26 protein-coding genes are annotated in these 24,494 nt (G+C 58.7%); 3 read left to right on the top strand and 23 right to left on the bottom strand.

Features of this window, described 5'->3' with window-relative positions; all coding sequences use genetic code 11:
* Nucleotides 1–4 precede the first annotated feature (4 nt).
* From gspF to HUO14_RS11190, 6 genes are all read right to left on the bottom strand, one after another.
* A complete protein-coding gene (gene gspF, locus HUO14_RS11215) occupies nt 5–1,228 on the bottom strand; it encodes a type II secretion system inner membrane protein GspF (RefSeq protein ID WP_176279916.1) in 1,224 nt (407 codons plus the stop codon).
* Nucleotides 1,221–2,768, bottom strand: a complete 1,548-nt coding sequence (gene gspE / locus HUO14_RS11210; RefSeq protein ID WP_176280194.1) for a type II secretion system ATPase GspE — start codon at nt 2,766–2,768, stop codon at nt 1,221–1,223. Before gspE ends, gspF begins: the two co-directional genes overlap by 8 nt.
* On the bottom strand, nt 2,768–4,921 hold the full coding sequence (gene gspD, locus HUO14_RS11205; protein WP_176279915.1) for a type II secretion system secretin GspD: 2,154 nt from the start codon (nt 4,919–4,921) through the stop codon (nt 2,768–2,770). Before gspD ends, gspE begins: the two co-directional genes overlap by 1 nt.
* Entirely contained in the window at nt 4,921–5,730 is an 810-nt protein-coding gene (locus HUO14_RS11200) for a type II secretion system protein N (RefSeq protein ID WP_176279914.1), read from the bottom strand. The genes gspD and HUO14_RS11200 overlap by 1 nt, the downstream gene beginning before the upstream one ends.
* 108 nt (nt 5,731–5,838) lie before the next feature.
* Nucleotides 5,839–6,486 carry an HAD-IA family hydrolase gene (locus HUO14_RS11195; RefSeq protein ID WP_176279913.1) on the bottom strand — a complete coding sequence of 216 codons (648 nt, stop codon included), beginning with the start codon at nt 6,484–6,486 and terminating at the stop codon, nt 5,839–5,841.
* Between the two features lie 44 nt (nt 6,487–6,530).
* Nucleotides 6,531–7,451: an SMP-30/gluconolactonase/LRE family protein gene (locus HUO14_RS11190; protein ID WP_176279912.1), complete on the bottom strand. Its 921-nt coding sequence runs from the start codon at nt 7,449–7,451 to the stop codon at nt 6,531–6,533.
* Nucleotides 7,452–7,537: 86 nt separating this feature from the next.
* Between HUO14_RS11190 and HUO14_RS11185 the strand changes: the two genes are divergently transcribed.
* Both HUO14_RS11185 and HUO14_RS11180 read left to right on the top strand, forming a co-directional pair.
* A complete protein-coding gene (locus tag HUO14_RS11185) occupies nt 7,538–8,971 on the top strand; it encodes an NAD-dependent succinate-semialdehyde dehydrogenase (protein WP_176279911.1) in 1,434 nt (477 codons plus the stop codon).
* Between the two features lie 196 nt (nt 8,972–9,167).
* Complete coding sequence (locus tag HUO14_RS11180) at nt 9,168–10,817, top strand: thiamine pyrophosphate-binding protein (protein WP_176279910.1); 1,650 nt, start codon at nt 9,168–9,170, stop codon at nt 10,815–10,817.
* Between the two features lie 27 nt (nt 10,818–10,844).
* On the opposite strand, the gene HUO14_RS11175 is transcribed toward HUO14_RS11180, so the two are convergent.
* A complete protein-coding gene (locus HUO14_RS11175) occupies nt 10,845–11,297 on the bottom strand; it encodes a response regulator (RefSeq protein WP_281365407.1) in 453 nt (150 codons plus the stop codon).
* Between the two features lie 201 nt (nt 11,298–11,498).
* Between HUO14_RS11175 and HUO14_RS11170 the strand changes: the two genes are divergently transcribed.
* On the top strand, nt 11,499–11,672 hold the full coding sequence (locus HUO14_RS11170; RefSeq protein WP_176279908.1) for a hypothetical protein: 174 nt from the start codon (nt 11,499–11,501) through the stop codon (nt 11,670–11,672).
* 44 nt (nt 11,673–11,716) lie between these two features.
* On the opposite strand, the gene HUO14_RS11165 is transcribed toward HUO14_RS11170, so the two are convergent.
* From HUO14_RS11165 to coxB, 16 genes are all read right to left on the bottom strand, one after another.
* On the bottom strand, nt 11,717–12,676 hold the full coding sequence (locus tag HUO14_RS11165; protein WP_176279907.1) for a glutaminase: 960 nt from the start codon (nt 12,674–12,676) through the stop codon (nt 11,717–11,719).
* Nucleotides 12,673–13,083: an EVE domain-containing protein gene (locus HUO14_RS11160; protein ID WP_176279906.1), complete on the bottom strand. Its 411-nt coding sequence runs from the start codon at nt 13,081–13,083 to the stop codon at nt 12,673–12,675. The genes HUO14_RS11165 and HUO14_RS11160 overlap by 4 nt, the downstream gene beginning before the upstream one ends.
* Before the next feature lie 102 nt (nt 13,084–13,185).
* Nucleotides 13,186–13,755 carry a fasciclin domain-containing protein gene (locus tag HUO14_RS11155; protein ID WP_176279905.1) on the bottom strand — a complete coding sequence of 190 codons (570 nt, stop codon included), beginning with the start codon at nt 13,753–13,755 and terminating at the stop codon, nt 13,186–13,188.
* A gap of 178 nt (nt 13,756–13,933) precedes the next feature.
* Nucleotides 13,934–14,515 carry a fasciclin domain-containing protein gene (locus tag HUO14_RS11150; RefSeq protein ID WP_176279904.1) on the bottom strand — a complete coding sequence of 194 codons (582 nt, stop codon included), beginning with the start codon at nt 14,513–14,515 and terminating at the stop codon, nt 13,934–13,936.
* 124 nt (nt 14,516–14,639) lie between these two features.
* The gene (locus HUO14_RS11145) at nt 14,640–15,407 is read right to left on the bottom strand and encodes an SDR family oxidoreductase (protein WP_176279903.1); all 768 of its coding nucleotides are present in this window, start codon (nt 15,405–15,407) and stop codon (nt 14,640–14,642) included.
* Nucleotides 15,404–15,775: a dihydroneopterin aldolase gene (locus tag HUO14_RS11140; protein ID WP_176279902.1), complete on the bottom strand. Its 372-nt coding sequence runs from the start codon at nt 15,773–15,775 to the stop codon at nt 15,404–15,406. Before HUO14_RS11140 ends, HUO14_RS11145 begins: the two co-directional genes overlap by 4 nt.
* A gap of 37 nt (nt 15,776–15,812) precedes the next feature.
* Entirely contained in the window at nt 15,813–16,697 is an 885-nt protein-coding gene (locus HUO14_RS11135) for an RsmD family RNA methyltransferase (protein WP_176279901.1), read from the bottom strand.
* Nucleotides 16,690–18,093: a threonine synthase gene (gene thrC / locus HUO14_RS11130; RefSeq protein WP_176279900.1), complete on the bottom strand. Its 1,404-nt coding sequence runs from the start codon at nt 18,091–18,093 to the stop codon at nt 16,690–16,692. The genes HUO14_RS11135 and thrC overlap by 8 nt, the downstream gene beginning before the upstream one ends.
* Nucleotides 18,094–18,106: 13 nt before the next feature.
* Nucleotides 18,107–18,712: an SURF1 family protein gene (locus HUO14_RS11125; protein WP_176279899.1), complete on the bottom strand. Its 606-nt coding sequence runs from the start codon at nt 18,710–18,712 to the stop codon at nt 18,107–18,109.
* A complete protein-coding gene (locus tag HUO14_RS11120) occupies nt 18,709–19,104 on the bottom strand; it encodes a DUF983 domain-containing protein (RefSeq protein WP_176279898.1) in 396 nt (131 codons plus the stop codon). Before HUO14_RS11120 ends, HUO14_RS11125 begins: the two co-directional genes overlap by 4 nt.
* Nucleotides 19,105–19,110: 6 nt before the next feature.
* A complete protein-coding gene (locus HUO14_RS11115) occupies nt 19,111–19,971 on the bottom strand; it encodes a cytochrome c oxidase subunit 3 (protein ID WP_176279897.1) in 861 nt (286 codons plus the stop codon).
* Between the two features lie 31 nt (nt 19,972–20,002).
* A complete protein-coding gene (locus HUO14_RS11110) occupies nt 20,003–20,590 on the bottom strand; it encodes a cytochrome c oxidase assembly protein (protein ID WP_176279896.1) in 588 nt (195 codons plus the stop codon).
* Nucleotides 20,590–20,751 carry a hypothetical protein gene (locus tag HUO14_RS11105; RefSeq protein WP_176279564.1) on the bottom strand — a complete coding sequence of 54 codons (162 nt, stop codon included), beginning with the start codon at nt 20,749–20,751 and terminating at the stop codon, nt 20,590–20,592. The genes HUO14_RS11110 and HUO14_RS11105 overlap by 1 nt, the downstream gene beginning before the upstream one ends.
* A complete protein-coding gene (locus HUO14_RS11100) occupies nt 20,748–21,653 on the bottom strand; it encodes a heme o synthase (protein ID WP_176279895.1) in 906 nt (301 codons plus the stop codon). Before HUO14_RS11100 ends, HUO14_RS11105 begins: the two co-directional genes overlap by 4 nt.
* 32 nt (nt 21,654–21,685) lie before the next feature.
* A complete protein-coding gene (ctaD, locus tag HUO14_RS11095) occupies nt 21,686–23,347 on the bottom strand; it encodes a cytochrome c oxidase subunit I (protein WP_176279894.1) in 1,662 nt (553 codons plus the stop codon).
* Nucleotides 23,348–23,358: 11 nt separating this feature from the next.
* Nucleotides 23,359–24,384: a cytochrome c oxidase subunit II gene (gene coxB, locus HUO14_RS11090; protein WP_176279893.1), complete on the bottom strand. Its 1,026-nt coding sequence runs from the start codon at nt 24,382–24,384 to the stop codon at nt 23,359–23,361.
* Nucleotides 24,385–24,494 lie beyond the last annotated feature (110 nt).

Here is a 24,494-nt window from a genome sequence, read left to right as displayed (position 1 = left end):
CGGCCTATAGTCCGGCAAGATTCTGCAGTTGCAAGATCGGTAATAATATCGCCAATATCACGACGGCGACCAGCCCGCCAAGCGCCACGATGATGAGCGGCTCGAGCAACGACAGGGCGGTTGAACTGAAATTGTCAAATTCCCGTTCGAGATAGCCCGCCGCCCGCGCCAGCATGTCGTCCAGCTGCCCCGATGCCTCGCCGCTGGAGGTCATATAGACCAGCATCGGCGGAAATACGCCGCTATTCTTGAGCGCGGTGGACAGGCTGCCGCCGCCTCTAATGGCTTCCACCATATCTTCAGACGCCTTGCGCAACACGCTGTTATTGATTGTTTCGGTGGTCAGACGCAGCCCCTCGATAATCGGCAGCCGGCTGGCCACCATCGTCGACAACGTCCTCGCCAGTCGCGCCGCGTGCAAATCCCGCAGCAAGCGCCCGAAGAACGGCAGGCGCAGCAGAAAGCCGTCGAAGCGATATTTCAGCTGTGGCTCCTTGAGCGCGCGCCAGCCGATCACCAGCGCCACCCCGATCACGATCGCAATCGCCCACCACCAGTCAGCCAGAAAACCGGATATGCCGATCACGATGCGCGTGACCAGCGGCAGTTGCTGGTTCACATCGTCAAACTGCTCGACCACCTTGGGCACGACCGCGATCATAAGCAGCGCAACCACAATGACGGAGACCAGAGCCAGCACCGCCGGATAGGCCAATGTGCCGATCAGCTTGCCGCGCAATTCGGCCTGGCGTTCGAGCAGATCGGCCAGCCGTTCGGTGATATCGGGTAGCGTACCGGAGCTCTCACCCGCCGCGATCATCGCCCGGTAGAGCGGCGGAAAGCTTTTCGGTTCGCGGCGCATCGCCTCCGACAGGCGCTGCCCCTCGATCACCCCGCCATGCACGGTCGCGATCCGTTGCTGCACATGCGGTTTCTCATTCTGGTTGCCGATCAGCCGCAGCGCTTCCTCAAGCGGGCTCACCTGAGCCAGCGAGGACAATTGCCGCGTGAACAGGGTGAGTTCTTTTGATGTCAGCTTTTTCGGACCAAACAGGCCGGCAGATTCTTTGCTTTGCTTGCCCGGCTTGCCCTGCGCCGCTTCCATCTTGACGATATAGAAATTGCGTTCGGTCAACTTGGCCCGCGCCGCATCGTCGCTGGCGGCCGCCAGCCGTCCGGTCTTCTCTCGCCCCTTGGGGTCGATCGCGGTATAGGCAAATTCAGGCATCGACCGCTTCGCTTTCGCGGCGGGAGATGCGGATGGCTTCTTCGGGCGTGGTCAAACCCTCGCGCACCAAGGCTCTCGCGGCAACGCCGAGATGGGGCTGGTTGCGAAACGCATGGGCGGTTATCGCCGCCTCGTCGCCGCCATCATTGATCAGCTTGCGCAGCGTGTCGTCGATGCGGATCGCCTCGAACACTCCGATACGCCCCTGAAAGCCGGTCTGGTTGCACTGGTCACAGCCGGTTTCGCGGTAGACCACTGTGCCGTTGTCGAACCCGAGCAATGAAGCGAGACCGCCATCAACCTGAAACGGCGTGCGGCAATGCTCACACAATTTACGGACCAGTCTCTGGGCAATTACCGCGCGCAAGGTCGAGGCGAGCAGAAACGGCTCGACCTTCATGTCCCGCATCCGCGTGATTGCGCCGACCGCATCATTGGTGTGCACGGTGGAGAGCACCAGATGGCCGGTGAGACTCGCCTGCACCGCAATCTCTGCCGTCTCACGATCACGAATCTCGCCGATCATCACCACGTCCGGGTCCTGCCGCAATATGGCACGCAAACCGGCAGCGAAGGTCAGACCTACCTTCGCATTGACCTGCGTCTGGCCAATGCCCTCGATGGCATATTCAACCGGGTCCTCGACCGTCAGGATATTGCGGCTGCCGTCGTTCAACTGCTTGAGGCCCGCATAGAGCGTGGTCGTCTTGCCCGAGCCGGTAGGGCCAGTGACCAGGATGATGCCATTGGGTTCGCTGAGCGCATCGGTCAGGATCGCATGGGTGCTCTCGGACATGCCAAGCAGATCAAGCGAGATACCGGCGCTTTCCTTGTCGAGAATACGCATCACCACGCGCTCGCTCGCCCGGTTCGGCAAGGTGGATACGCGCACGTCGAGCAATTTGCCGCCGAGCGTCAGGCTGATCCGACCGTCCTGCGGAATGCGCCGCTCGGCAATATCCAGCCGCGCCATCACCTTGATCCGGTTGACGATCACGCCGGCGACATGCGGTGGCATCCGCAATTTCTCGGTCAGCACGCCATCGACCCGCATCCGGACGACAAGACCGGTCTCATAGGGTTCGATATGAATATCCGAGGCACCCTGCCGTGCGGCCTCGGCGATAATTCCGTTGATCAACCGGATCGTCGGTGCGTCGTCGGCGCTGTCGAGCAGATCCTCGGCGCTGGGAATGTCGCCAGCAATATCGTCCAGCCCCTCGCCGGCCAGCGCCAAATCACCGGCCATGGCAGCGGCGCTGCCGTCCATCGCATAATGGGCGCTGAGCAATTTCTCGAACGCCGGACCATCGACCGGTTCGACATCAAAGGGCAGCGCCAGATAGCGGCGCACCTCGAGCAACGCCTGCGGATCGGAGCCTTCGCGCATCGCAATCGACAGCCGTTCACCGCTGCGGTCCTGTATCAGCAGACCATGATCACGGGCATAGCCATAAGGCAGGTCCCTGGCGATCGCCGGCGCCACAAGTCCGTCATCCGCTCCGGAGACCACCGCTTCTGTTCCCCGAGCGATCTTCATCATCGCTTCCCGGTGGTCTCGCTCGCTGGCAGCGGGGCCTGCTCGATCATGCCGCTGTCACGGACTGCGGGCATATCGCCCGGGGCATAGATGATCTGGTCATCCGGCCGCGCTTCGACCGATGGCGGTACGGTGCCGAGATAATCGCGAACCAGAGCATCAATCGACGGCTCCTGATCCGGATTGCGGCTGAGTTGCCGGTCGCGGATATAGCCGTAGCGCGCGCTCGAGAAGCGCCGTGCGTCATTGGGATCTTTCAGGATCGTCGGGCGGATGAAGACCATCAGATTGGTCTTGATCCGCGACTTGCCGCGCGACCGGAACAATTCGCCAAGAACGGGAATGTCGCCCAGAAACGGTACTTTCTGGATCGTGCGCCGTTCATTGTCGTCGAGCAGACCGCCGAGCGCAATAATCTCGCCATCACCGACGGTCACAGTGGTGTTGATTTCCCGCTTGTTGATGATCAGCTCGTTGAAATCGTCGGAGACCGGCCCGGCAATCGAACTGACCTGCTGGCGCAATTCCATCCGCACCTCGTCACCGGCATTGATCTGCGGTGTCACTTCCAGCTCGATTCCGACATTCTGCCGCTGGATCGTGCGGAAGGCATTGTCGAAATTGCCCGACAAGGCTTCACCGGTCGACACCGGTATTTCCTGACCGAACAGGATGCTGCCCTTGAGATTATTGTTCACCGTCAGCGAAGGCGTCGACAATACATTGCTATTGCTGTCCGACTGCACCGCATTGATGATCGCGCCGAGCACGGCGCTGCCGCCGAGGCTGGTGGCAAAACCGCCAAAGCCGCCGCGCGCGCCAAGTACCGCATCCGCTGCATTTTGCCGCAACGCATCGCCGACCGCGCTGTTGGTCGTCACGGTGGTCGCGGTATCAGTCGTGGTAGTGGTTGTCGTATCAAACTGGTCGGCCAGCAAACCACCCGCGACGTCGACGATATTGGGAGAAGCATTGGAGAAATTGGTCACCGCAAAGGGCACATCCTTGCCGCCCACCAGCCATTGCACGCCCAACTCGCGGGCCAGCGTTTCCGAAATCTCGACGATGATCGCCTCGACCACCACCTGTTCCTGCCGGGTGTCGAGCTGGCGGATCAGTTCGCCGATCATACGTTGCACGTCGGGATTGGCCGCGACAATGATCGCATTGGTCCCTTCCAGACGGGTTACGATCGAGGGACCACGACTTGCGATGCCATTGCCGCTGGTGCTGGCAGCGAGCGGTGCTGCCGCGCCTTCGCCACCGCTGGCTGGCGCAACCGTTGCCGAACTGCCGCCCGTGCCGTTGCTGCCCAGTAGATTCTCGATCACTGGCAGGAGATGTTCGGCATTGGCATAATCGAGCCGGTGGACGCGTATCTCGGTCCCCGATTCCGCGCCCTTGTCCAGTTCCCGCGCCATTTGCGCAAAGCGCGAAACCGCGCCCGGATCACCCCGCAGCGCGATGCTGTTGCTGCTGTCGATCGGCACCACGGTAACCGGTGCGCGCAGCCCTTCGCCACCACCCTGTGCGGCCAGCGCCTGCAGCGAAGTCGCGATTTCCCGGGCTCCAGCGTTTTTCAGCGTGATGATGGTGCTAGCGGCGCTGTCGCGGTCAATCTCTCCGACCAGACTGCGGATCCGGCGGATATTGTCGGCATAGTCGACGATCACCAGACTGTTGGCGTTGCGGTTCGAGGTGATCGAGCCCTGCTTGCTGACCAGCGGACGCAGCGTTTCCAGCGCTTCGGTCGCCACTATTGATTTGAGCCGCACCACTTCGGTCACCAGCTGATTGCCCTCTGCGCCGCGTGAGCCGATCCGGGTCGGCTGCGAAGCCGCGCCATCGGCGGGCTGGATGCGATAGGCACCACGAGTCGTCGGAATCGCGACCAGATTATTGGCACGCAGCGTCGACAGGAATATCTCGAAATATTCCGAGCGGCTAAGCGGCCGGTCGGTAACCACCGAGACCTTGCCTTGCACTCGGCTGTCGAGGATGAAGGTCCGGCCGGTAACCTTGGCCGCATCCTGAACAAACGCGCGGATATCGGCATCGCGGACATTCAGCGTGTGCTGGGCCGACACGGGCGCCGCCAACAGGCACGCACAGACAGCGAGGACGGCCATCAACCGGGTGAAAAAGCTACGCATCAAGGGGCTCCCAGATTGACGGCTATCGGAACTTTATCGGCTCCGCGCTCGACTTCGACAGACAGGCGCGCGCCTAGCCGGATTTGATTTTTCAATGCTTCGATATCAGCGGCAGAACCGACCGGATTACCGTTGATCGACACGATGATATCGCCGTTGCGAAAACCGGCGCTGTTGAACAGAGCGCCATCTCCCAGAGGAGACATCACGATGCCGGTAACCCGGCCCTGGTCGTTGCGCGGCGCCAGCGATGCGACACCCGGAATTTCATTATCCGCTGCTGTCAGCGATGCAGGTGCAACCGGATCGTCCGTGCCCACCGTCTGCGCCGGTATCGACTGGTCGAGATAAAGACTCTCGCGGACTCCGCCGCGATTTATGATGACATGATCAAACTCGACGCTGTCCAGCGTGACACCGGACATGATTTCCTCGCCCACGACATAATTTGTCTGCACGCCGTCCGGCCCTGCCAGAATCGCCGACCCCAGCCCCGACGCCTCGTTCATCCGGATGCCGAAGAGTGTCAATTGCAGCGAGGTCACGACGCTAGCGCTCTGCGCCGCGTCGCTGCGAAAAAACGGGTCGAAGCTGCTGAACAGGGTCAGGCGCGATTGCGGCGAGAGGATTTGTACCGCATCAGCGCGATAATCACCGACAGGGCCCAGCGGGGTCAGGACCAGCCAGATCAGGCGAACCGCCTGAACCAGAAGCAAAACAGCCAGTATTGCAAGCAGGACAGGGTAAGGACCCTTCTGGTTATACCAGCGGGCCATCGTGCCAAATCTGTCCGAAAAACTATCTTTCACGAATCCCCGCAACCTTGCAATCCCCGTCGCGCTATAGCGATTTCACGACCATTCGACGACTCATTGATGACAAAAATATTACAGGTTTAATCGAATGGGCATAACCTATCAGGGCAATTGCATGTTCAGCAGAACACCGAGTTCATCAAGCGCCTGCTGCTCAGCCGACACCTTGATCGCGGCCATGCCAAGCGCGGCCGCCGGTTTGCAGTTGATCCCGAGATCATCGAGATAGATACATTGTGCCGGTTCGACGTCCAGCGCATCGCACATCATCTGGTAGATACGCGGATCGGGCTTGCGGATGCCGGCCTTGCTGCTCTCGATAATGTGATCGAACCGCAGCATGATCGCTTTGACCGCTGCGGCTTTTTCATCGCTCATCGCCATGCCCGCGCCCTTGCCGGCGGGTACGTTATTGGTGATGCAGGCAACGGTGAATCCCTCGCTTTTCAACCGGTCGATCGTCGCCACCATCGCGGGCCGCACATCGCCGGCCAGTCGCGCCAGCACGTCCGCGCCGCGCAGTTCGATACCGATGGCTTTTGCTTCATCGGCAAAGGCGTTGTCAAAGCCGGCTTCATCCAGCTCGGCGCGCTCGAACCTGGCCCAGGCATTATTGTCCGGATCGGCGCTGTTGATCCGGCGGACGCTGTCTTTGGGCACGCCCTTTTCGGCTTCCAGCCGGTTGAATGCTTCAAATGGTGACGAGGTTATAACCCCGCCGAAATCGAAAACTATGGTGGTATAATTCAAGTTGCTTGTGCCTACTCTGTTTTATTGTGATCAAACGATGTCTGCTATTTATTCAAATATTCCAGTTTCATTCCGGGCCGTTTCCAGCGGGTTTTGACCAGCTTGCCGGTTGCCGACAGGCAAATCCAGGCGTCCATCATATCCTCGCCGCCAAAGCAGATATTGGTGGTGAAGATATCCGGCGTTTCAACAAATTCGACCAGCTCGCCTTCGGGAGAGACGACGCTGATTCCGCATTCGCCGATGGTCGCGACGCAGATATTGCCGCATTCCTCCATCGCCAGACTGTCGAAAAACTTGTAGCCCGAGGGTCGATAGAGCGGGATGCCAGGGCCGCCGGGCCCGGCGTCCGGCGCGACCTTGCCAGGCGCGGTGATATTGAATTTCATCAGGCGACAGGTGAAGGTCTCGGCGGCGTAAAGCGTGTTGCCATCGGGTGACAGGCCGATGCCGTTGGGATTGTTGGAAGGAAAAATCACCTCTTCCAGATGGCTGCCGTCTGCCTTGGCATAAAATATCCCGACGATGTCGTGGCAACGCTTTTCATAATCGGTCTTGCCGTGGTCGGTGAACCAGAAACCGCCATGGGCATCGAACTGGATATCATTGGGGCCGCGCAGGATGCAGCCAAAGTCGCCGTCATTGTAGAGCGTCTCCACTTCGCCGGTGTCGGGATCGACTCGCTGGATACTGCCGCCGGCATAATCTTTGGCGATGCCCGCGGGAGTCAGGAAACCATTCTGGTCATTATATTCGAACCCGCCATTGTTACAGACATAAATCTTACCGTCCGGCCCCAGCGCCGCCCCATTGGGACCACCACCGGTTTTCGCGACCAGCTGCTTGGTGCCGTCCGGCAGGACCCGGGTGAGTTGCTGCGCCTCGATCTCGACCAAAATGACGCTGCCGTCGGGCATCGCAATCGGCCCTTCGGGAAAGCGCAGGCCTTCGGTGACTATCTCCATCAATATATCCTCCCAATTTTTCTTACAGTCATTGCGGGATTTCGGTGACAAGTCTAGTAGCAAGACAGACAGTTTCAGGAGCAACTATGTCCAACGCTTATCCCGATAAATTGCAACTCCATATTGATGGCGAATGGATTGATGGCGAGGACCGCGATATCCATCAGGTCGTCAACCCGGCAACCGGCGAGACTATTTCCGATCTGCCCAAGGCGACGACAGCCGATCTCGACCGGGCGCTGGATGCCGCAGACCGCGCCTTCCCGGTCTGGCGCGACACACCGGTAGCCGAGCGCGCCGCGATTCTGCACAAAGCCGCCGACCTGATGCGCGAACGGGCACCGGAAATCGGCCGTCTGATGACCTACGAGCAAGGCAAACCCCTGGGCCAGGCGATTGGCGAAGTCACCGCTTCCGCCAGCCATTTCGATATCATGGCGGAAGAAGCCAAGCGTTGCTACGGCCGCGTTCTGGTACGCCCGGCAGGTCAGAATAGCTTCGTGAAATATCAGCCGGTCGGACCGGTTGCGGCGTTCAGCCCGTGGAATTTCCCGGTCTTCACGCCAGTGCGCAAGCTGGCCCCGGCCATTGCCGCTGGCTGCTCGATCATTCTCAAGCCCGCCGAAGAAACCCCGGCGAGCCCGATCGAAATGATCCGCTGTCTCGTCGATGCAGGCCTGCCGTCCGGTGTGGCGCAAGTCGTTTTCGGCGATCCGGCCGAAGTCTCCAGCCATCTGATTGCCTCGCCGGTGATCCGCAAGATCAGCTTCACCGGCTCGGTCCCGGTCGGCAAGCATCTGATGAAACTCGCCGCCGAGGGCATGAAGCGTACCACCATGGAACTGGGCGGCCATGCGCCGGTGCTGGTCTTCGACGATTGTGATCTGGAAAAGACGCTCGATCTGGTAGTCACCGGAAAATTCCGCAATGCCGGTCAGGTCTGCGTCTCGCCGACCCGCTTCTATGTCCAGTCGGGCATTTATGACCGGTTCGAGAAAGCCTTCACCGAACGCGCCCAGAAGGTCAGCGTCGGCGACGGCTTTGACGCGGTCGAGATGGGCCCCCTCGCCAACCCGCGCCGGCCAAGCGCCGTCGGCGCGATGATCGAGGACGCGCGGACCAAGGGCGCGGATGTCCGGCTCGGCGGCGAACGGCGCGGCGACAAGGGTTTTTTCTTTGACCCGACCGTGCTGTCCCACGTCCCGCTCGATGCCAGCATCATGAACGAGGAGCCCTTTGGCCCCGTGGCGGTAATGCGCCCGTTCGACACGCTCGACGAGGCGATCGAACAGGCCAACCGCCTGCCGCTGGGTTTGGCGGCCTACGCCTTCACTGAAAATCTGCGCACGGCCAATCTCGTCGGCGACAGGATCGAGGCGGGCATGGTGGCGATCAACAATCTGACCGTGAGCCCGGGTGACGCACCCTTCGGCGGAGTCAAGGAAAGCGGCCACGGATCGGAAGACGGTCCGGACGGACTGAAAGCCTATATGGTCACCAAGGCGATCCATCAGGCATAGACCTTTAGCGTGCCTCGGTCTCGAAACACCCGGCATCGTCTATGACCGCGACAGCATTCAGAAGGACTCGCACAAATACACGAAGGCACAAAGCGGATATGAGAAGGTCGTTACTTCGTGGCTTTGTGTCTTCGTGCGAGTCCTATAAACCAATAGCGCAGCCAAAGCTGCGGGCGAGATAGTGAGAGGCCAGGATATGAATAAACGCACAGGCGCGCAGATTTTGGTCGACCAGCTGGTCATCCAGGGCACCGACCGGATATTCACCGTCCCCGGCGAGAGTTTCCTCTCCGTCCTCGACGCCCTCCACGACTGCGGCTCGATCCAGACCGTCTCCACCCGACAGGACGGCAGTGCCGCCTTCATGGCCGAGGCCGACGGCAAGATGACCGGCGCGCCCGGTATTGCCTTCGTCACTCGCGGTCCCGGCGCGACCAATGCCAGCATCGGCGTCCATACCGCGATGCAGGACAGCACCCCGATGATCCTGTTCATCGGCGATGTCGCCCGCGACGACCGCGACCGCGAAGGTTTCCAGGAAGTCGATTTTACGGCAATGTTCACGCCATTGGCAAAATGGGCTGCGCGGATCGACAATGCCGCGCGCATACCGGAATATCTGGCGCGGGCCTTTGATACCGCCAGTTCGGGACGCCCGGGCCCGGTCGTTCTGTCCCTGCCCGAAGACATGCTTCGCGACGAGGTTGAAGCGCTCGACCGGCCCAAGGTGGTCGCCCCGGCCCAGCCGCTGTGTCCGGACGCGATGACAACGTTCACCGACATGCTGCGCGATGCCACCGACCCGATTGCAATCATCGGTGGCGCGGGATGGAGCGAAAAGGCCAAATACTATTTCGCCCAATATGCCGAACGTATCGGGCTCCCCGTGGCGGTAGCCTTCCGTCGACAGGATAATTTTCCGAATGACAGCCCGGTCTACGCCGGCAATCTCGGCTATGGCCCCAATCCCAGGCTGACCCAGCGGATCAGGGATGCCGATCTCGTGCTCGCGGTCGGCGCCCGGCTCGGCGAGGCAACGACAGACGGTTATACGCTGATCACCCCCGACCATCCCGACCAGATATTGGTCCACGTCCATCCCGACCCCGACGAACTCAACCATGTCTATCGCACCGACCTGCCGATCTGCGCGGAGATGGACGAATTTACCGAACAGGTCGCCCTGTGGGAGGATGATCTGCTGACTTTCGACGCAGGCAAGGCCGCGCATGACGATTATCTCGCCTGGTCCACGCCACAACCCACGGCTGCGAAGCTGGACCTCGGTCTTTGCGTGGCAGCGATGCAGGAGCAACTTCCTGCCGACGCGATCATCTGCAACGGTGCCGGCAATTTTTCCGGCTGGTGGCACCGCTACTGGAAATATGGCGCTTTCCCCAGCCAGCTCGCCCCGACCTCCGGTGCCATGGGCTATGGCGTTCCCGCCTCGGTGGCAGCCGCCCTGCGCTTCACTGAGCGCGTGTCGGTGGTGGTCGCAGGCGACGGCGATTTCATGATGAACGGCCAGGAACTCGCCACCGCAATCCAGTATGACGCAAATCTGCTGGTGCTGGTGATCGACAATGGCAGTTTCGGGACCATCCGCCTGCACCAGGAACGCGAATATCCGGCGCGGCTTTCGGCCACGTCTCTAAAGAACCCGGACTTTGCCGCACTGGCAAAGGCTTATGGCGGATGGAGCGCAACGGTGGAGAATACCGGCGAATTCGCACCCGCACTGGCGGAGGCAATGAAGCGCAAGGGTTTGCGGTTGCTGCACCTGAAAACCGATGTCGAGTTTTTGACGGCAGCGGGGGCTACGGTGAGCGGGTTGCGGTCACGTTAGAACCGGTCCACTCCGCCTAGCGATAGGCTAGGCTTCTTCTGCGACCCGGCCTTCCGACCGGTCCATACTTTCCAGCCATAACGGCGATTCATGGTTCTGGGCGACAATCTGGCGAATAAGCTCCACGAGCTTGTCGCCTTTCCTGATGCAATCGGCCTTGTCGTAACAGGCAACGGCACCCCGTTTGAGAGCATCGGCTCTGATATCGGATCCGCGAACCGAGGAGGATGAGACGATCATGACCCGGGCCAGTTCATTTTCTACAATATGATCAAGCAGCTGCAGCCCGTCCATCCCCGGCATATTGATGTCGAGCAAGACCAGGTCGAACAATCGCTCTTCCAGAAGTTCGATGGCCTGAGATGCATTTGCAGCATGTTCAGGAGGGCGAAAATCCCGGTTGTCGCTGATCACAACATCTAGCATTGCTCTTAGTGTTGAAGAATCGTCGACGATGAGGGTTCTGATGGCGCCTAACATGATCCTTGTCTCCTCTCGCCCAGCCGAATGCTTGGGCGGTCCTATTGATATACGGCAATAATGACGGTTCATTAACCATTGTCCCGGCTATCCTCCTGTTCCATAAGGAAATTAGATTCTTGGACGCGCAAACAGGCTGTCCGGGGTTAATCGAAAAAAGAGGTTTGCCGCGCATAAGCGAGGGTGTCTGGAGACACCCACATGAAATTCGTTCTACTCGAATCACACGGCGGCAATTACATGGTAGTTGTCGAGAATATTGCGTGGTTGCGCACCGACGCCGATGGTCAAACCAAAGTCGGCATGGTCGGAGGATTGCCGCTTCTGGTCGCCGGAACCATCGAAGAGACAGCGGCCACTATCCTGGCAGGCTAGATTCATCGCACGCCGCGTTCGCGTGATGGTTGATGAGCCGACGCTTACCCGAACACCGACCAGCCCGTCTGCTTGACCAATTCACCCAGTGCGAGGCTCCCGACCATCGACGTCCCGGCCTGGTTGAGGCCGGGCGACCAGACCGCTATCGTTCCCTGATCGGGTGCTACCGCCAATATGCCACCGCCGACACCGCTTTTTCCGGGCAGTCCGATACGGTAGGCAAATTCTCCGCTATTATCATAATGGCCGCTCGACATCATCACCGCCAGAATCCCCCGGCAGCGCCTTTTGGTGATAATTTGCTCTCCGGTCTCGGGATCGGTGCCGTCAAATGCGAGAAAAAGGGCAGCACGAGCCAGTTGACGGCAAGAGATGGCGAGCGAACAATGGCGAAAATAGGCGGACAAAGCCGCTTCCACCGGATTGGTCATGTTCCCGAAACTGGCCATGAAATGGCCCAATGCCCGATTGCGCGACCCGGTATCCGATTCCGACCTCGCGACATTCAAATCGATCGCGATACTGTCATCCTGGGACAGGCGACGGAATAGTTGCAGCAAATCCGCGATTGCCTTGTCCGCCCCCGCTTCGCCGCCGCCATATGCGGACACCAGAGAATCGGTCGTCGCGATGGCTCCGGCATTGATCAACGGGTTACGCGGGATGCCCTGCTCGACCTCGAGCTGGACGATCGAGTTGAAGGGTGATCCGGAGGGTTCCTGGCCCACACGCTCCCACAGATCGTCTCCAATCTGCTTGAGCGTCAGCGCCAGCGTGAAAATTTTCGAGATACTCTGCATCGAAAAGCTCTCGTCGGCGTCACCCAGAGCATGCATTTCTCCGCCATCGAGCGCCACCGCAAGACCGAATTTGTTCGGATCGACACGGGCCAGCGCCGGAATATAATCGGCAACTTTGCCCGATCCGATATGGGGATTAACCGCTGACTCTATCGAAGCGAGCGCCTGCCCCCAGTCCACTGCCGGATTCTCTACGCTCATTCTCCAGCCATCGTCAGGATCGCGTCCCATTCATCCTTCGTCACCGGCGCAACAGATAGCCGGGATTGCCGGAGGATCGCCAGATTCTTGAGCTCGGGGTTCTGCTTCATCGCCTTGAGCGGGACCGGCTTGCCCATTTTCCGCAACGGCTTGACCTTGACCACGACCCAGCGTTCCGGGTCGGTCGTCACATCGGGGCTATGCTCCTCCGATATTTGCATGATGCCGACAACTTCCAGCCCCTGACGAGAGTGATAGAATAAAACCTGATCACCCTTTTTCATCGCCTTCATATTGTTCGATGCCTGCGCGTTTTTTACACCATCCCAGGTGCCTTCGCCCTCGGCTACCAGATCATCCCAGCCATATTCGTTCGGCTCTGATTTCATCAACCAATATTGTGACATCCTGATTTCCTTTTTCTCGGCCTCCCCAATAACCTACCAGGCAGAAACAAAAAAGGCCCCACCGACTGGCAGGGCCTCTTGTGTCGTAGATTAAAGCGAGACTTAACCCGGCATCAACACCGTATCGATGATGTGGAGCGTTCCGTTGGTTGAAGGAATATCGGCTTTGATAACCGTTGCCTTGTTGCCGGCACCGTCTTCGAGAACGATCTTGTCCCCGTTCATCGAGGCTTTGATCACACTGCCTTCCACCGAAGTAATCTCCGCAGTGCCGCCGCCGTCGGCGATAGCCTTGGCAATATCAGCAGATGTCATATTACCATCGGCCAGTCCAAATTTTGCGATCTTGACGAGCTCGGCCTTGTTTTCAGGATTCATCAGGTCCTTGAGCTGGTCGGCATCCATCTTGTTGAACGCATCATTGGTTGCGGTGAATGCTGTGAATGGGCCGCCGTCCTTAAGCTCTTGAGCAATACCGGAGAGACCTACCATGGTCGTGGCGGTCGAGAGTTCGGGCTGGTCCTGCACCACGGCCGTCAGACTGGTTGGCTTTTCCTCGTCGGCGAGGCGCGCGTCGAGGATTTCCTGTTCCTCTTTGCTCAATTCGGACGAGCAAGCCGGCACCATCGCCAGGACGAGAGATGAAAGAATAATTTTGGGGGCGTTAAACATGAATTTCCTTTCTTTTAATCATTTTGCGTCCCGCAACATGCGGGTGACTATGATGAAATTCCAAGGCGCGAATTACTCCCCCCTGCCGGAGAAAGCAAATCCCCAATAAATTCGTAAAAAAAGGGCCGCGCCGGTCGGCGAGGCCCTTTCCAGTCCATCCTAGTTCGGGGGATGAAAACTATCCCGGCATGACGACTGTATCGATCGCATGGATCACGCCATTGGAAGCGTCGACGTCGGTCATTATGACCGTCGACTTGCCGCCGGCCGCGTCTTCGAGGATCACGGAATCACCATCAAGCATTGCTTTCAGCGATGCGCCCTGAACAGTGGTCAAAGTGGCAGTTCCGCCGCCATCCGTGATGGCCTTTACGACGTCCGCGGCAGTCAGTTTGCCGGCTACGACATGATAGGTCAGAAGCCCGGTAAGATCGGCCTTCATTTCAGGCGTCAGCAGCGCCGCCAGCGTGTCTGGATCGACCTTGGCAAAAGCATCGTTGGTCGGGGCGAAAACGGTAAATGGTCCGTCGCCGCTCAGCGTCGCGCCAAGGTCGGCAGCGGTCACAGCCGCAACGAGGGTCGAGAAGTCATCATTGCCGACGGCGACGTCAACGATGGTACCGGTTTCGGCGGTCGCAGCCGAATCCATCATCGCGTCCGCGGAACCTTCGTCAACAGCTGCCTGCGGGGCTTCGGTCGAGCAGGCCGTTAGAGCCAAAGCAGCAGTCGTGGTCAGTATCATTTTAGGGGATATACGCATGATAAGCCTTTCAAAATTACATGTTTATCTATTCCGGTCAAAACAACGACCGGTCCTCGAATATGCAAGATATGGGCTAGATCAGAACCGGTTCAAACCTGTCCTTTGGGGCGTATCAAGTGGCTCAAGCCTTGCCGAGATGTACGAAGTCCCGGTCGAAGCTCTTGAGATTGGCGCCGGCATCAACATAGATGATCTGCCCCGTAACAGCTTCGGCTTGAGCAAGATATAAGACGGCATCGGCGATATCATCGGGTTCGGGAAGCCGGTCGAGCGGCATCATCGCCGTGATTTTGGCCAGCTGGTCTTGACCATATTCCCCCGCCGTCAAAGTCAGCCCGGGGGCAACGCCGTTGACGCGCAACCGGTCGGCACAGGCAACCGCCAGCGATCGTACTGATCCGGCCAGGGCCTGTTTGGAAAGCGTGTAGCTCAGCTGGTCGCGATTGGGATTGCGGATGCGCTGGTCGAGAATATGGATGACACAGGCGCGGTCACTGCCTGCGGGACGGCGCCGGTGGAGCGCAGTCGTCAGCAGGACCGGCACCAGGCTATTGACCCGATAATGATCCAGCAGTTCTCTTTCCTCGACCTCATCGGCCATATCCTGGCCAAAAATAGAGGCGCTGTTGACTATAAGATCCGGCACTCGGCCAAAATGCCCAGCCACGTGCTCGATCAGCGACTCGGCGGCGCCGTCTTCCAGAAAATTCTGCTGGAAGCCGGACCAGTCACAGCCCGTTTCTTGCAGCTTCTTCGCCAGCCCGTCCTCGGGAATGATATCGCTATTGCCATGGAGCGCCAGCGCATAGCCGGCGTCCGCCAGCCGGCCAGCAATAGCCGCACCGACCCGCTTCACGCCGCCGGTGACCAGCGCCAGCGGTCTGGTCATTTCCGGCCCCGGCTAAGCGTGATGCCGATCTGCTCCCCTTTTTCGGAGATCAGCAGTTTGACGATCTTGACGGTGACCCGGAGGATATTCTTGTCCTGCAGAAACAGCGTTTCGATGATATGATCGGCAACCGCCTCGATCAGCTTGAAATGCACACCTTCGGGCAGAGCCTCGGTCGCAGCATGTTTGAGGTCCATGTAATTTTTGGACTGATCAAGCGGGGTATCCGCTTCATAGCGTTCCTGAATCTTGAGCTCCGCCGCGATCGAAATGCGCAGCGGCTGCGGCAAATGGGTTTCTTCGGAATAAATCCCGGTCAGCACGTCGACATCGAGGTCGTTGACTTCCAGAAGCAATGTGTCTGTCATAGATAATATCTGACCATGTTAGCGGAAAAATGGCAAGTTAGGCGGACCAGCGGGCGAATATCGCAGTCGGCAAAAGCAATCCCCGCGCCTCTTCGCGCACGGCCAGTTCACCGACTTCGATCGTTCCGCCGAGATGGGAGAGTTTCTCGTTCAGCAGTGATCCCAGCGCCAACGCAGACATGCGCACGGCATAGACGGTAAGAAACATGCAACGGCTGTCGCCATCGAGCAGCTTTCCGCAATCCTCGACCAGCCCGGCCAGATGCTCTTCGAGCCGCCAGATTTCGCCATCCGGACCGCGACCATATTTCGGCGGGTCCATCAGGATCGCGTCGTAACGGCGTTCGCGCCTTACTTCGCGGGCAGCAAATTTAGCGGCATCATCGATGATCCAGCGAATCGGACGTTCGGTCATCCCCGATAGCGCCGCATTGTCGCGCGCCGCGGTCACCGATTTCTTCGACGCATCGACATGCACCAGATTGGCTCCCGCCGCGGACAGCGCGAGCGTCCCAACCCCGGTATAGCCGAACAGGTTCATCATCTGCGGCGATTCAAGATCCTGCAAATTGCCGCGGAACCAGCGCCAGACAGGATCCATGTCGGGGAAATAGGCGAGATGGCGGAACGGCGTGCACTGGGCGGTGAAGCTGACTTCTTCCCAGTCCATCTGCCATCCCTCTTCCGGGACATTGGCATTCAGATGCCAGCGGCCACCGCCATCCTCGTCGGAGGCTGGAATGAATTCGCCATCCGCCTGCCAGTCATCCTTCGCCGGTGCCCACATCGCCTGCGGTTCGGGGCGGATGAAATGAAATTCGCCGTAGCGTTCCAGCTTGCGACCGAGGCCAGAGTCGACCAGCGCATAGTCGCTGCGCGGCTCGCTGATCATCAATATCGGAGCGGTACTGGTTTCAGCCATCGGACGGCGTGGCGTTGGACATGATGAAGGATTTTACCGCATCATAGGTGCCGGGGAGCTTCGTATAATTCTCCTCGCGGTCAAACAGATCGCCGACACGGCGTGGCAAGGCCGGGCGGATGCCCGTCGCTCGTTCCACCGCATCTGGAAATTTCGCCGGATGAGCGGTCGCCAGCGTCACCACGGGCACCGCGGGATCAAGGCCCACATTCTGCGCGGCGGACAGCCCGATGGCGCTGTGCGGATCGATCACATGACCGGCCCTGTCCTGCGCCCAGCGCATGGCAATCGACATATCGTCCGGATCGACACGGTGGCTGGTAAAAATCGAGGATGCAGCCTCCCGCATGGCAGGCTCCAGCTGCATATTGTGGCTCTTTTCAAAAGCCGCCATTCGGGCCGCTGTCTTGGCACCGTCACGGCCTTCCAGATCGAACAGCAATCGCTCGAAATTGCTGCTTACCTGAATGTCCATCGATGGCGCTGCGGTCGGGGTTACGGTTCCGGTGGAATAGTCGCCGGCGCTCAGCGCGCGATGCAATATGTCATTGACGTTGGTCGCGACGATCAGCTGCTCGATCGGCAATCCCATTTTCGACGCGACATAGCCGGCGAAGACATCACCGAAATTGCCGGTCGGCACGGAAAAAGCGACTTTGCGATGCGGTGCGCCCAATTGGCTGGCCGCGTAGAAATAATAGACGACCTGGGCCATCAGTCGCGCCCAGTTGATCGAGTTGACCGCCGAGATCGAGAAACGGTTGGTCACTTCCTGATCGGCGAACATCCGTTTGACCATTGCCTGGGCGTCGTCGAAACTGCCGTCAATCGCAATATTGTGGACATTGGGCGCGCGCACCGTGGTCATCTGCCGCCGCTGGACATCGGAAATCCGGCCATCGGGGTGAAGCATGAAAATATCGACCTTGTCGCGTCCGGCCAGCGCGTCGATCGCCGCCGAGCCGGTGTCACCCGAAGTAGCTCCGACGACGGTCAGATGCTTGTCCTGCCGGGCGAGGAATTTTTCGAACAGCAGGCCGAGCAATTGCAGCGCAACGTCCTTGAACGCCAGTGTCGGGCCATGGAACAGCTCGAGCAGCCATTGTTGCCCGTCGAGCTGGACCAGCGGCGTCACCGCGGCGTGGGAAAAACGGCCATAGGCCTGCTCGCAAATATCCCGCAATTCCGTCTCGTCGAGCGCATCGCCGACAAAGGGCAACATCACCCGGACCGCGGTTTCCACATAGGATAGACCAGCCATATCGGCAATCTCGGCGGGGCTGAAGGACGGCCATGATTGCGGCACGTAGAGCCCGCCATCGCCAGCCAGTCCGGCCAGGGTTACTTGTTCGAAATTCAATGGCGACGCAGCGCCTCTGGTAGAGATATATTCCATGATGGCGAGCGGGTTAGGACAAGTTGCCGGATTGGGCAACGCCCTTGTTGCGCGCCCCCAAAGCGATCAGAAAAATGATCAGCGCGATACCGGCGAACAGGAACCACTGCACCGCATAGGACAGATGGTTGTTCGGGACATCCTCCAGCGCTGGCGGCTGGCTTTTCTGAAGCCCGGCAACCGGCTCGCTGGCCACCAGGCGGATGATATACTGGCTGTCCGGTGCTATGATGCCGTCCACTATACCGCCCTCCCAGTCCGGGTCATCCGGACGAGCCGACCAGCCTGCGACAATCTGCGCGCCCGGGCCCTCGGCCCCGGCGGTGCGGCACTGGGCGATATGGGCCCAGCCCGACTGGCCATTGATATTGCGCCCGCTGGTCGAACGCCAGCCGATCACGGCGAGGCAATTGACGGTCGATTTGCGAAAATAGGGCGCGTCTTCTGGATCGGGGACAGCGGGATAGGCAATAGCAGGGAGTTCTGACGCCGCCGCATAAGTATCCAGAAGCCCGTTCTTCCATTCTGCCCGTTGCAGTTGCCAAATGCCGAGACCGACCATCGTGGCGATCGCAAGCGAGACGAGCACTGTCCCGATTATCGGAATCCGTCCGCTCATTCGCCTTCGCGCTTGCTGATGCTGCCTTCGCGAGCCTGGTTGCGATGCTCCAATATCAGCAATATCGCTTTCGAGACCCGCAGCGAAACGACGACCGCAGCCACTGTCAACGGTACCCAGAGCAGGACATGGACCAGGAAGGGAGGATGAAAATTGGCCTCGACCGCGAGGGCCAGGCCCAGAATGATCGCGCCGACGATCAAGGTCAGAAACGCGGCCGGACCGTCTCCGACATTATATTCCGAATAATCCAGTCCGCAGGCGCGGCAATTGTCCGAGAATTTCGTAAAATTGGCAAATAGCGTCTTTTGCCCGCAATTAGGGCAGAGACCAAAAAGGGCAGCAGGAAGAACATCCGGCTGCCCCTTTGTATTTTCGGTGTCGTTCAACATTATAGCCTAGTGAACCGGTGCGCCCCATCCGCCCCAGACATAGACGACGATGAACAGGAACAACCAGACGACATCGACGAAATGCCAGTACCAGGCAGCTGCTTCGAAGCCGAAATGCTGTTTCGGGGTGAAGTGGCCCTTATAGGCCCGCGCCAGACAGACGATCAGGAAGATCGTGCCAACAAGAACGTGGAAGCCGTGGAAGCCGGTCGCCATGTAGAATGCCGAACTATAGTTGATGCCGGCAAACGGAAATGGCGCAACACTATATTCATAGGCCTGGATGAAGGAGAACAACACGCCCAGAATGATCGTCAGCCAAAGGCCGGTGATCAGGCCCTTGCGATCGCCATGGATCAGCGAGTGGTGCGCCCAGGTCACGGTGGTGCCGGAACACAGCAGGATCATCGTGTTGAGCAGCGGCAATTCAAAGGCGTTGAGCACTTCGATGCCCTTGGGCGGCCATTGCAACAGCGCCGCAGCACCGTCCTGGCCGATATAATTGGTGACAATGCCGTCAACCATTTCAAGCGGCTGAGGGAAAAGGGCGTAGTCAAACCATGCCCAGAACCAGCCGACGAAGAACATGACTTCCGAGGCAATGAACAGGATCATGCCATAGCGCAGGTGCAGCTGGACCACGGGTGTGTGGTCGCCAGCATGGGCTTCCTTGATCACATTGGCCCACCAGGCATAGAAGGTCAGCGCAATCGCAGCAAAGCCGATTGCAAAGACCAGCGGACCGAAGGACATGTCATGCATCCAGCGAATGCCGCCGATTGCCATGACAAAGGCGGAAAATGAACCGACCAGCGGCCAGATGTCTGGCGGCAAGATGTGATAATCATGATTTTTGGCACCGGCCATATTATTTCCCTAACCTTGACTTGAATTTCTCTTAGCTATCGCCGTTAGCGGCGTCTACTGCCTGCTCGTCCGTCGAACGATAAAAAGTATAGCTGAGCGTGATTTCCTTGATATCTTTTGTTTCCGGATCTTCCATGATCGCAGGATCAACATAATATAGCACCGGCATCCGGACCGTCTGCCCCGGCTTCAGCATCTGCTCGCTGAAGCAGAAACATTGCACCTTGTTGAAATATTTGCCGGCGAGAAGCGGCGTGACATTGAAGGTGGCCGTACCAACAACCGGTTGGTCGCTCTCGTTCGTCGCGATGAAAATCGCCATGTCGCGCGCACCGACGCTGACCCGGTCAACCGCCTGCTCCGGCTTGAACGACCAGGGCAGCGCAGAATTGACATTGGAATCGAACCGGATCGACATCACCTGACTGGTCGCTTCAATCGTCGCTGCCTGCGCTTCACCAACTCGCTGGGTTGTTCCACCATAGCCTGTCACCCGGCAGAATACCTCGTAGAGCGGCACGGCAGCAAAGCCGAGGCCCAACATGCCGAGACCCATCGCACCGGCCATCATGCCGCTGCGCAGGTTTTTGCCAGAAAGTGAGGTTTTCGCGGCGGTCATCAGGAACCACCGCTGATTTTAACGATGGTGATGAAATAGAATAGGATGACCATGAAGAACAGCAGTCCGGCCAGAATGACCGCCCGGTGTTTCTGCCGTGCCTGATAGGCTTTCTGTTCTTCAGGGCTCATCGGAGCTTTGCCATTATCAATCTCGCTCATGAGAATATCATCCGGTCAGCTACGAGCGCTGCAAACAGCGCGAACAGGTAAAGAATCGAAAATTTGAACAGGCGCTTTTCCGCTGCCATTTCATCCGGCTTGGTCGTCTTGCTGCGAGCGACCTGCAATGACAGCAGGCAGAATATCAGGCTCAACGCGATTGCCGCAACACCATAGACCGAACCTGCCAGCCCGAGAGCGAAAGGCGCGATAGCGATTGCCGTCAGAATAAGACTATAGGCGAAAATCTGGTTGCGGGTCGATCTTTGCCCGGCAACCACCGGCATCATAGGCACGCCGGCTTTCGAATAATCACTGTTCATGAACAGCGCGAGCGCCCAGAAGTGCGGCGGCGTCCAGAAAAAGATGATCGCGAACAGCAGGACCGGCATCAGCGTCACGTCGCCGGTCACCGCGGCCCAGCCAATCGCAGGCGGGAAAGCGCCGGCAGCGCCGCCGATAACGATATTCTGGGGCGTGCTGCGTTTCAGCCAGATGGTGTAGACCACGGCGTAGAAGAAGATCGAGAATGCAAGAAATATGGCGCTGAACCAGTTGACCGCGACGCCCATCAGCAGCACCGAGAAGACCGACAGTCCGATCCCGAAATGCAACGCGGTCTCGCGATCCATACGGCCAGCGGGCAGAGGCCGCTGGCTGGTCCGCTTCATGATCGCATCGATATCATATTCATACCACTGGTTGAGCGCGGCCGAAGCCCCTGCCCCCAGGCTGATCGCGAGGATTGCGGTAAAGCCGATGACCGGATGAATTGTTCCGGGCGCCGCCAGAAGTCCGCACAGGGCGGTGAAGATCACCAGAGACATCACGCGCGGCTTGGTCAGCGCGAAGAGATCCTTCGCGCTGGCCAGGCCTTGCATTGTTTGTGACGCAGTGGTCATTTCTATTCCCAAATTCCCGACTGGTCCTCAAATCACTTGATTTGAGGAAGGGTTTCGAACTGGTGGAACGGCGGCGGGCTGGACAATGTCCATTCCAGCGTCGTTGCGCCTTCACCCCAGTAATTGCCTTCTGCCTTGCGGCCGGCGAACATGGAGTATGCGATATTCACGAAGAAGATCAGCACGCCAACCAGCATCACGGCATAGCCGAGCGAGCTGATCTGGTTCCAGTAAGCAAACTGCTCAGGATAGTCGGCATAACGACGCGGCATGCCCTGCTGTCCGAGGAAATGCTGCGGGAAGAACAGGATGTTCACGCCGATGAAGAATATCCAGAAATGGAGCTGCCCCAGCAGTTCGTTGTACATCCGGCCCGACATTTTCGGGAACCAGTAGTAGAAGCCGGCAAAGAGCGAGAAGACCGCACCAAGCGACAACACATAGTGGAAGTGAGCGACCACATAATAGGTGTCGTGGAGATTGTCGTCGATCCCGCCATTGGCAAGCACAACACCGGTCACGCCACCAACGGTGAACATGAAGATGAAGCCAAGCGCCCACATCATCGGCGTCTTGAAGGTCATCGACCCGCCCCACATGGTCGCGATCCACGAGAAGATCTTGATACCGGTCGGCACCGCGATCACCATGGTCGCTGCGGTGAAATACATTTTCACGTTAACCGACATGCCGGTGGTGAACATGTGGTGTGCCCAGACCACGAAGCCGACGACACCGATCGCAACCATGGCATATGCCATGCCGAGATAACCGAAGATCGGTTTGCGGCTGAAGGTCGAGATAATGTGGCTGACCATACCGAAACCGGGCAAGATCATGATGTAGACTTCGGGGTGCCCGAAGAACCAGAACAGATGCTGGTACAGCACCGGATCACCGCCACCTGCGGCATCGTAGAAGGTTGTTCCGAAATTACGGTCGGTGAGCAGCATCGTGATTGCTGCAGCCAGCACGGGAAGCGCGAGCAGCAACAGGAATGCGGTAACCAGAACCGACCAGACAAACAGCGGCATTTTGTGCAGGGTCATGCCCGGCGCGCGCATGTTGAAAATGGTGGTAATGAAGTTGATCGCACCGAGGATCGAGGATGCACCGGCAAGATGGAGCGATAGAATCGCCATATCGACCGCCGGGCCAACCGAACCGCTCGTCGAGAGCGGCGCGTAAACCGTCCAGCCGGTACCGGCACCGTTGCCGGTACCACCTGGCACGAAAGAGGAACCGAGAAGCAACAGGAACGCGGGGACGAGCAACCAGAAGCTGACATTGTTCATCCGCGGGAAGGCCATGTCCGGCGCACCGATCATCAGCGGCACGAACCAGTTACCAAAGCCGCCAATCATCGCCGGCATCACCATGAAGAAGACCATGATAAGGCCGTGCGCTGTGATCAGCACGTTCCACAGGTGATAGGCCTGATCCATCGACGCTTCGGTGCCGTTGGACATGCTGGCCCAGGCCTGCAGATACTGGATGCCGGGCTCGGCCAGTTCCAGCCGCATAAGACCGGAAATCCCGCCACCGATGATACCCGCGACAATCGCGAAAATCAGATAGAGAGTACCGATATCCTTGTGGTTGGTGGACATGAACCAGCGCTGGAAAAAGGCTGGCTTGTGATCGGCGTCATGCGCATGATCGTCGATGTGGCCATCTGCTGTGATTGTTGTCATTACTCTAACCCTCAGTTGGTCGCAGCGGCTGCATCGGCAGACGCGATTTCGGTGGTCGCTTCACTGGCGTCGGCGTCGGTCGGAGCGGCTTCTGCTGCTTCGCCCTTCACTGTACCGCCATTGGCGCGAACCCAGTTGTTGAATTTTTCTTCAGACAGAACTTCAACGGTGATCGGCATGAAGCCGTGACGCGCGCCGCAAAGTTCGGAGCACTGGCCATAATAGACGCCTTCGCGATCAATCTGCAGAACTTTTTCATTGATCCGTCCGGGAACCGCATCAAGCTTGAACCATGCTGCCGGAATGGCAAAGCTGTGAATCACGTCTGCTGCGGTGATCAACAGCTTGACCGGCTTTCCGACCGGAATGACCATCCGGTTGTCAGCAGCGAGCTGATAGGGCTCTCCGCGCGCGTCGGCTTCTTCTTCGGTCAACATGTTGGAAATGACTTCGAAATCGCCATTGTCGGGATAGCCATAACCCCAATACCATTGATATCCGGTAACTTTCACGGTCAGGGCATCTTCCGGTGCCGGTTCAAACTGCTCCGCGAGCAGGCTAATCGACGGCACGGCGATTACAACAAGGATCAGAACAGGAATGACCGTCCAGATGATCTCGATAAAAGTATTGTGGGTTGTTTTTGAAGGAACCGCATTTGCGCCACGACGAAAACGAAACACAACCCATATCAGAAGAAAGAGAACCAGCAGACTGACACCGACCATCATCGGAACCAGGATCGCATTGTTGATCCAATGCGCGGTTTTGCCGGTTTCGCTGAACTGTTCCTGGAAATCGATGCCGCCATCGACCGGCATGCCGATGCCTTCGGTCGGTTTCATCGGGGTGTAAAGCGCAGGATCAAGTCCGGACGCAGTGGCTGCGGCCTCTGCTGGCACTTCCGCCGCTTCCAGCTCGCTGGACGCTACTGGATCCACAACCGGTGCCGCCGGCAACGCTTCTTGCGCCGACAATGCAGTCGGCGTGAGAATCAAGCCAATGGCCAGAATCCAAGCTTTCACAAAATGAGTCATATATCGCTCAACCCTATCTTACCCCAAGTTTCGGTAGTTTTCCGGCAGTGGCCCGACTTTTGGAATCAGCGAGCCCGGCCTGGAATAGTCCGATTGGGGCGGCTTATAGG

The organism is Parasphingorhabdus flavimaris (assembly GCF_013371215.1).
Taxonomy (GTDB): Bacteria; Pseudomonadota; Alphaproteobacteria; order Sphingomonadales; family Sphingomonadaceae; genus Parasphingorhabdus; species Parasphingorhabdus flavimaris.
The sequence above is the reverse complement of the archived record's forward strand: the minus strand, read 5'-3'. Positions and strand labels throughout refer to the sequence as shown.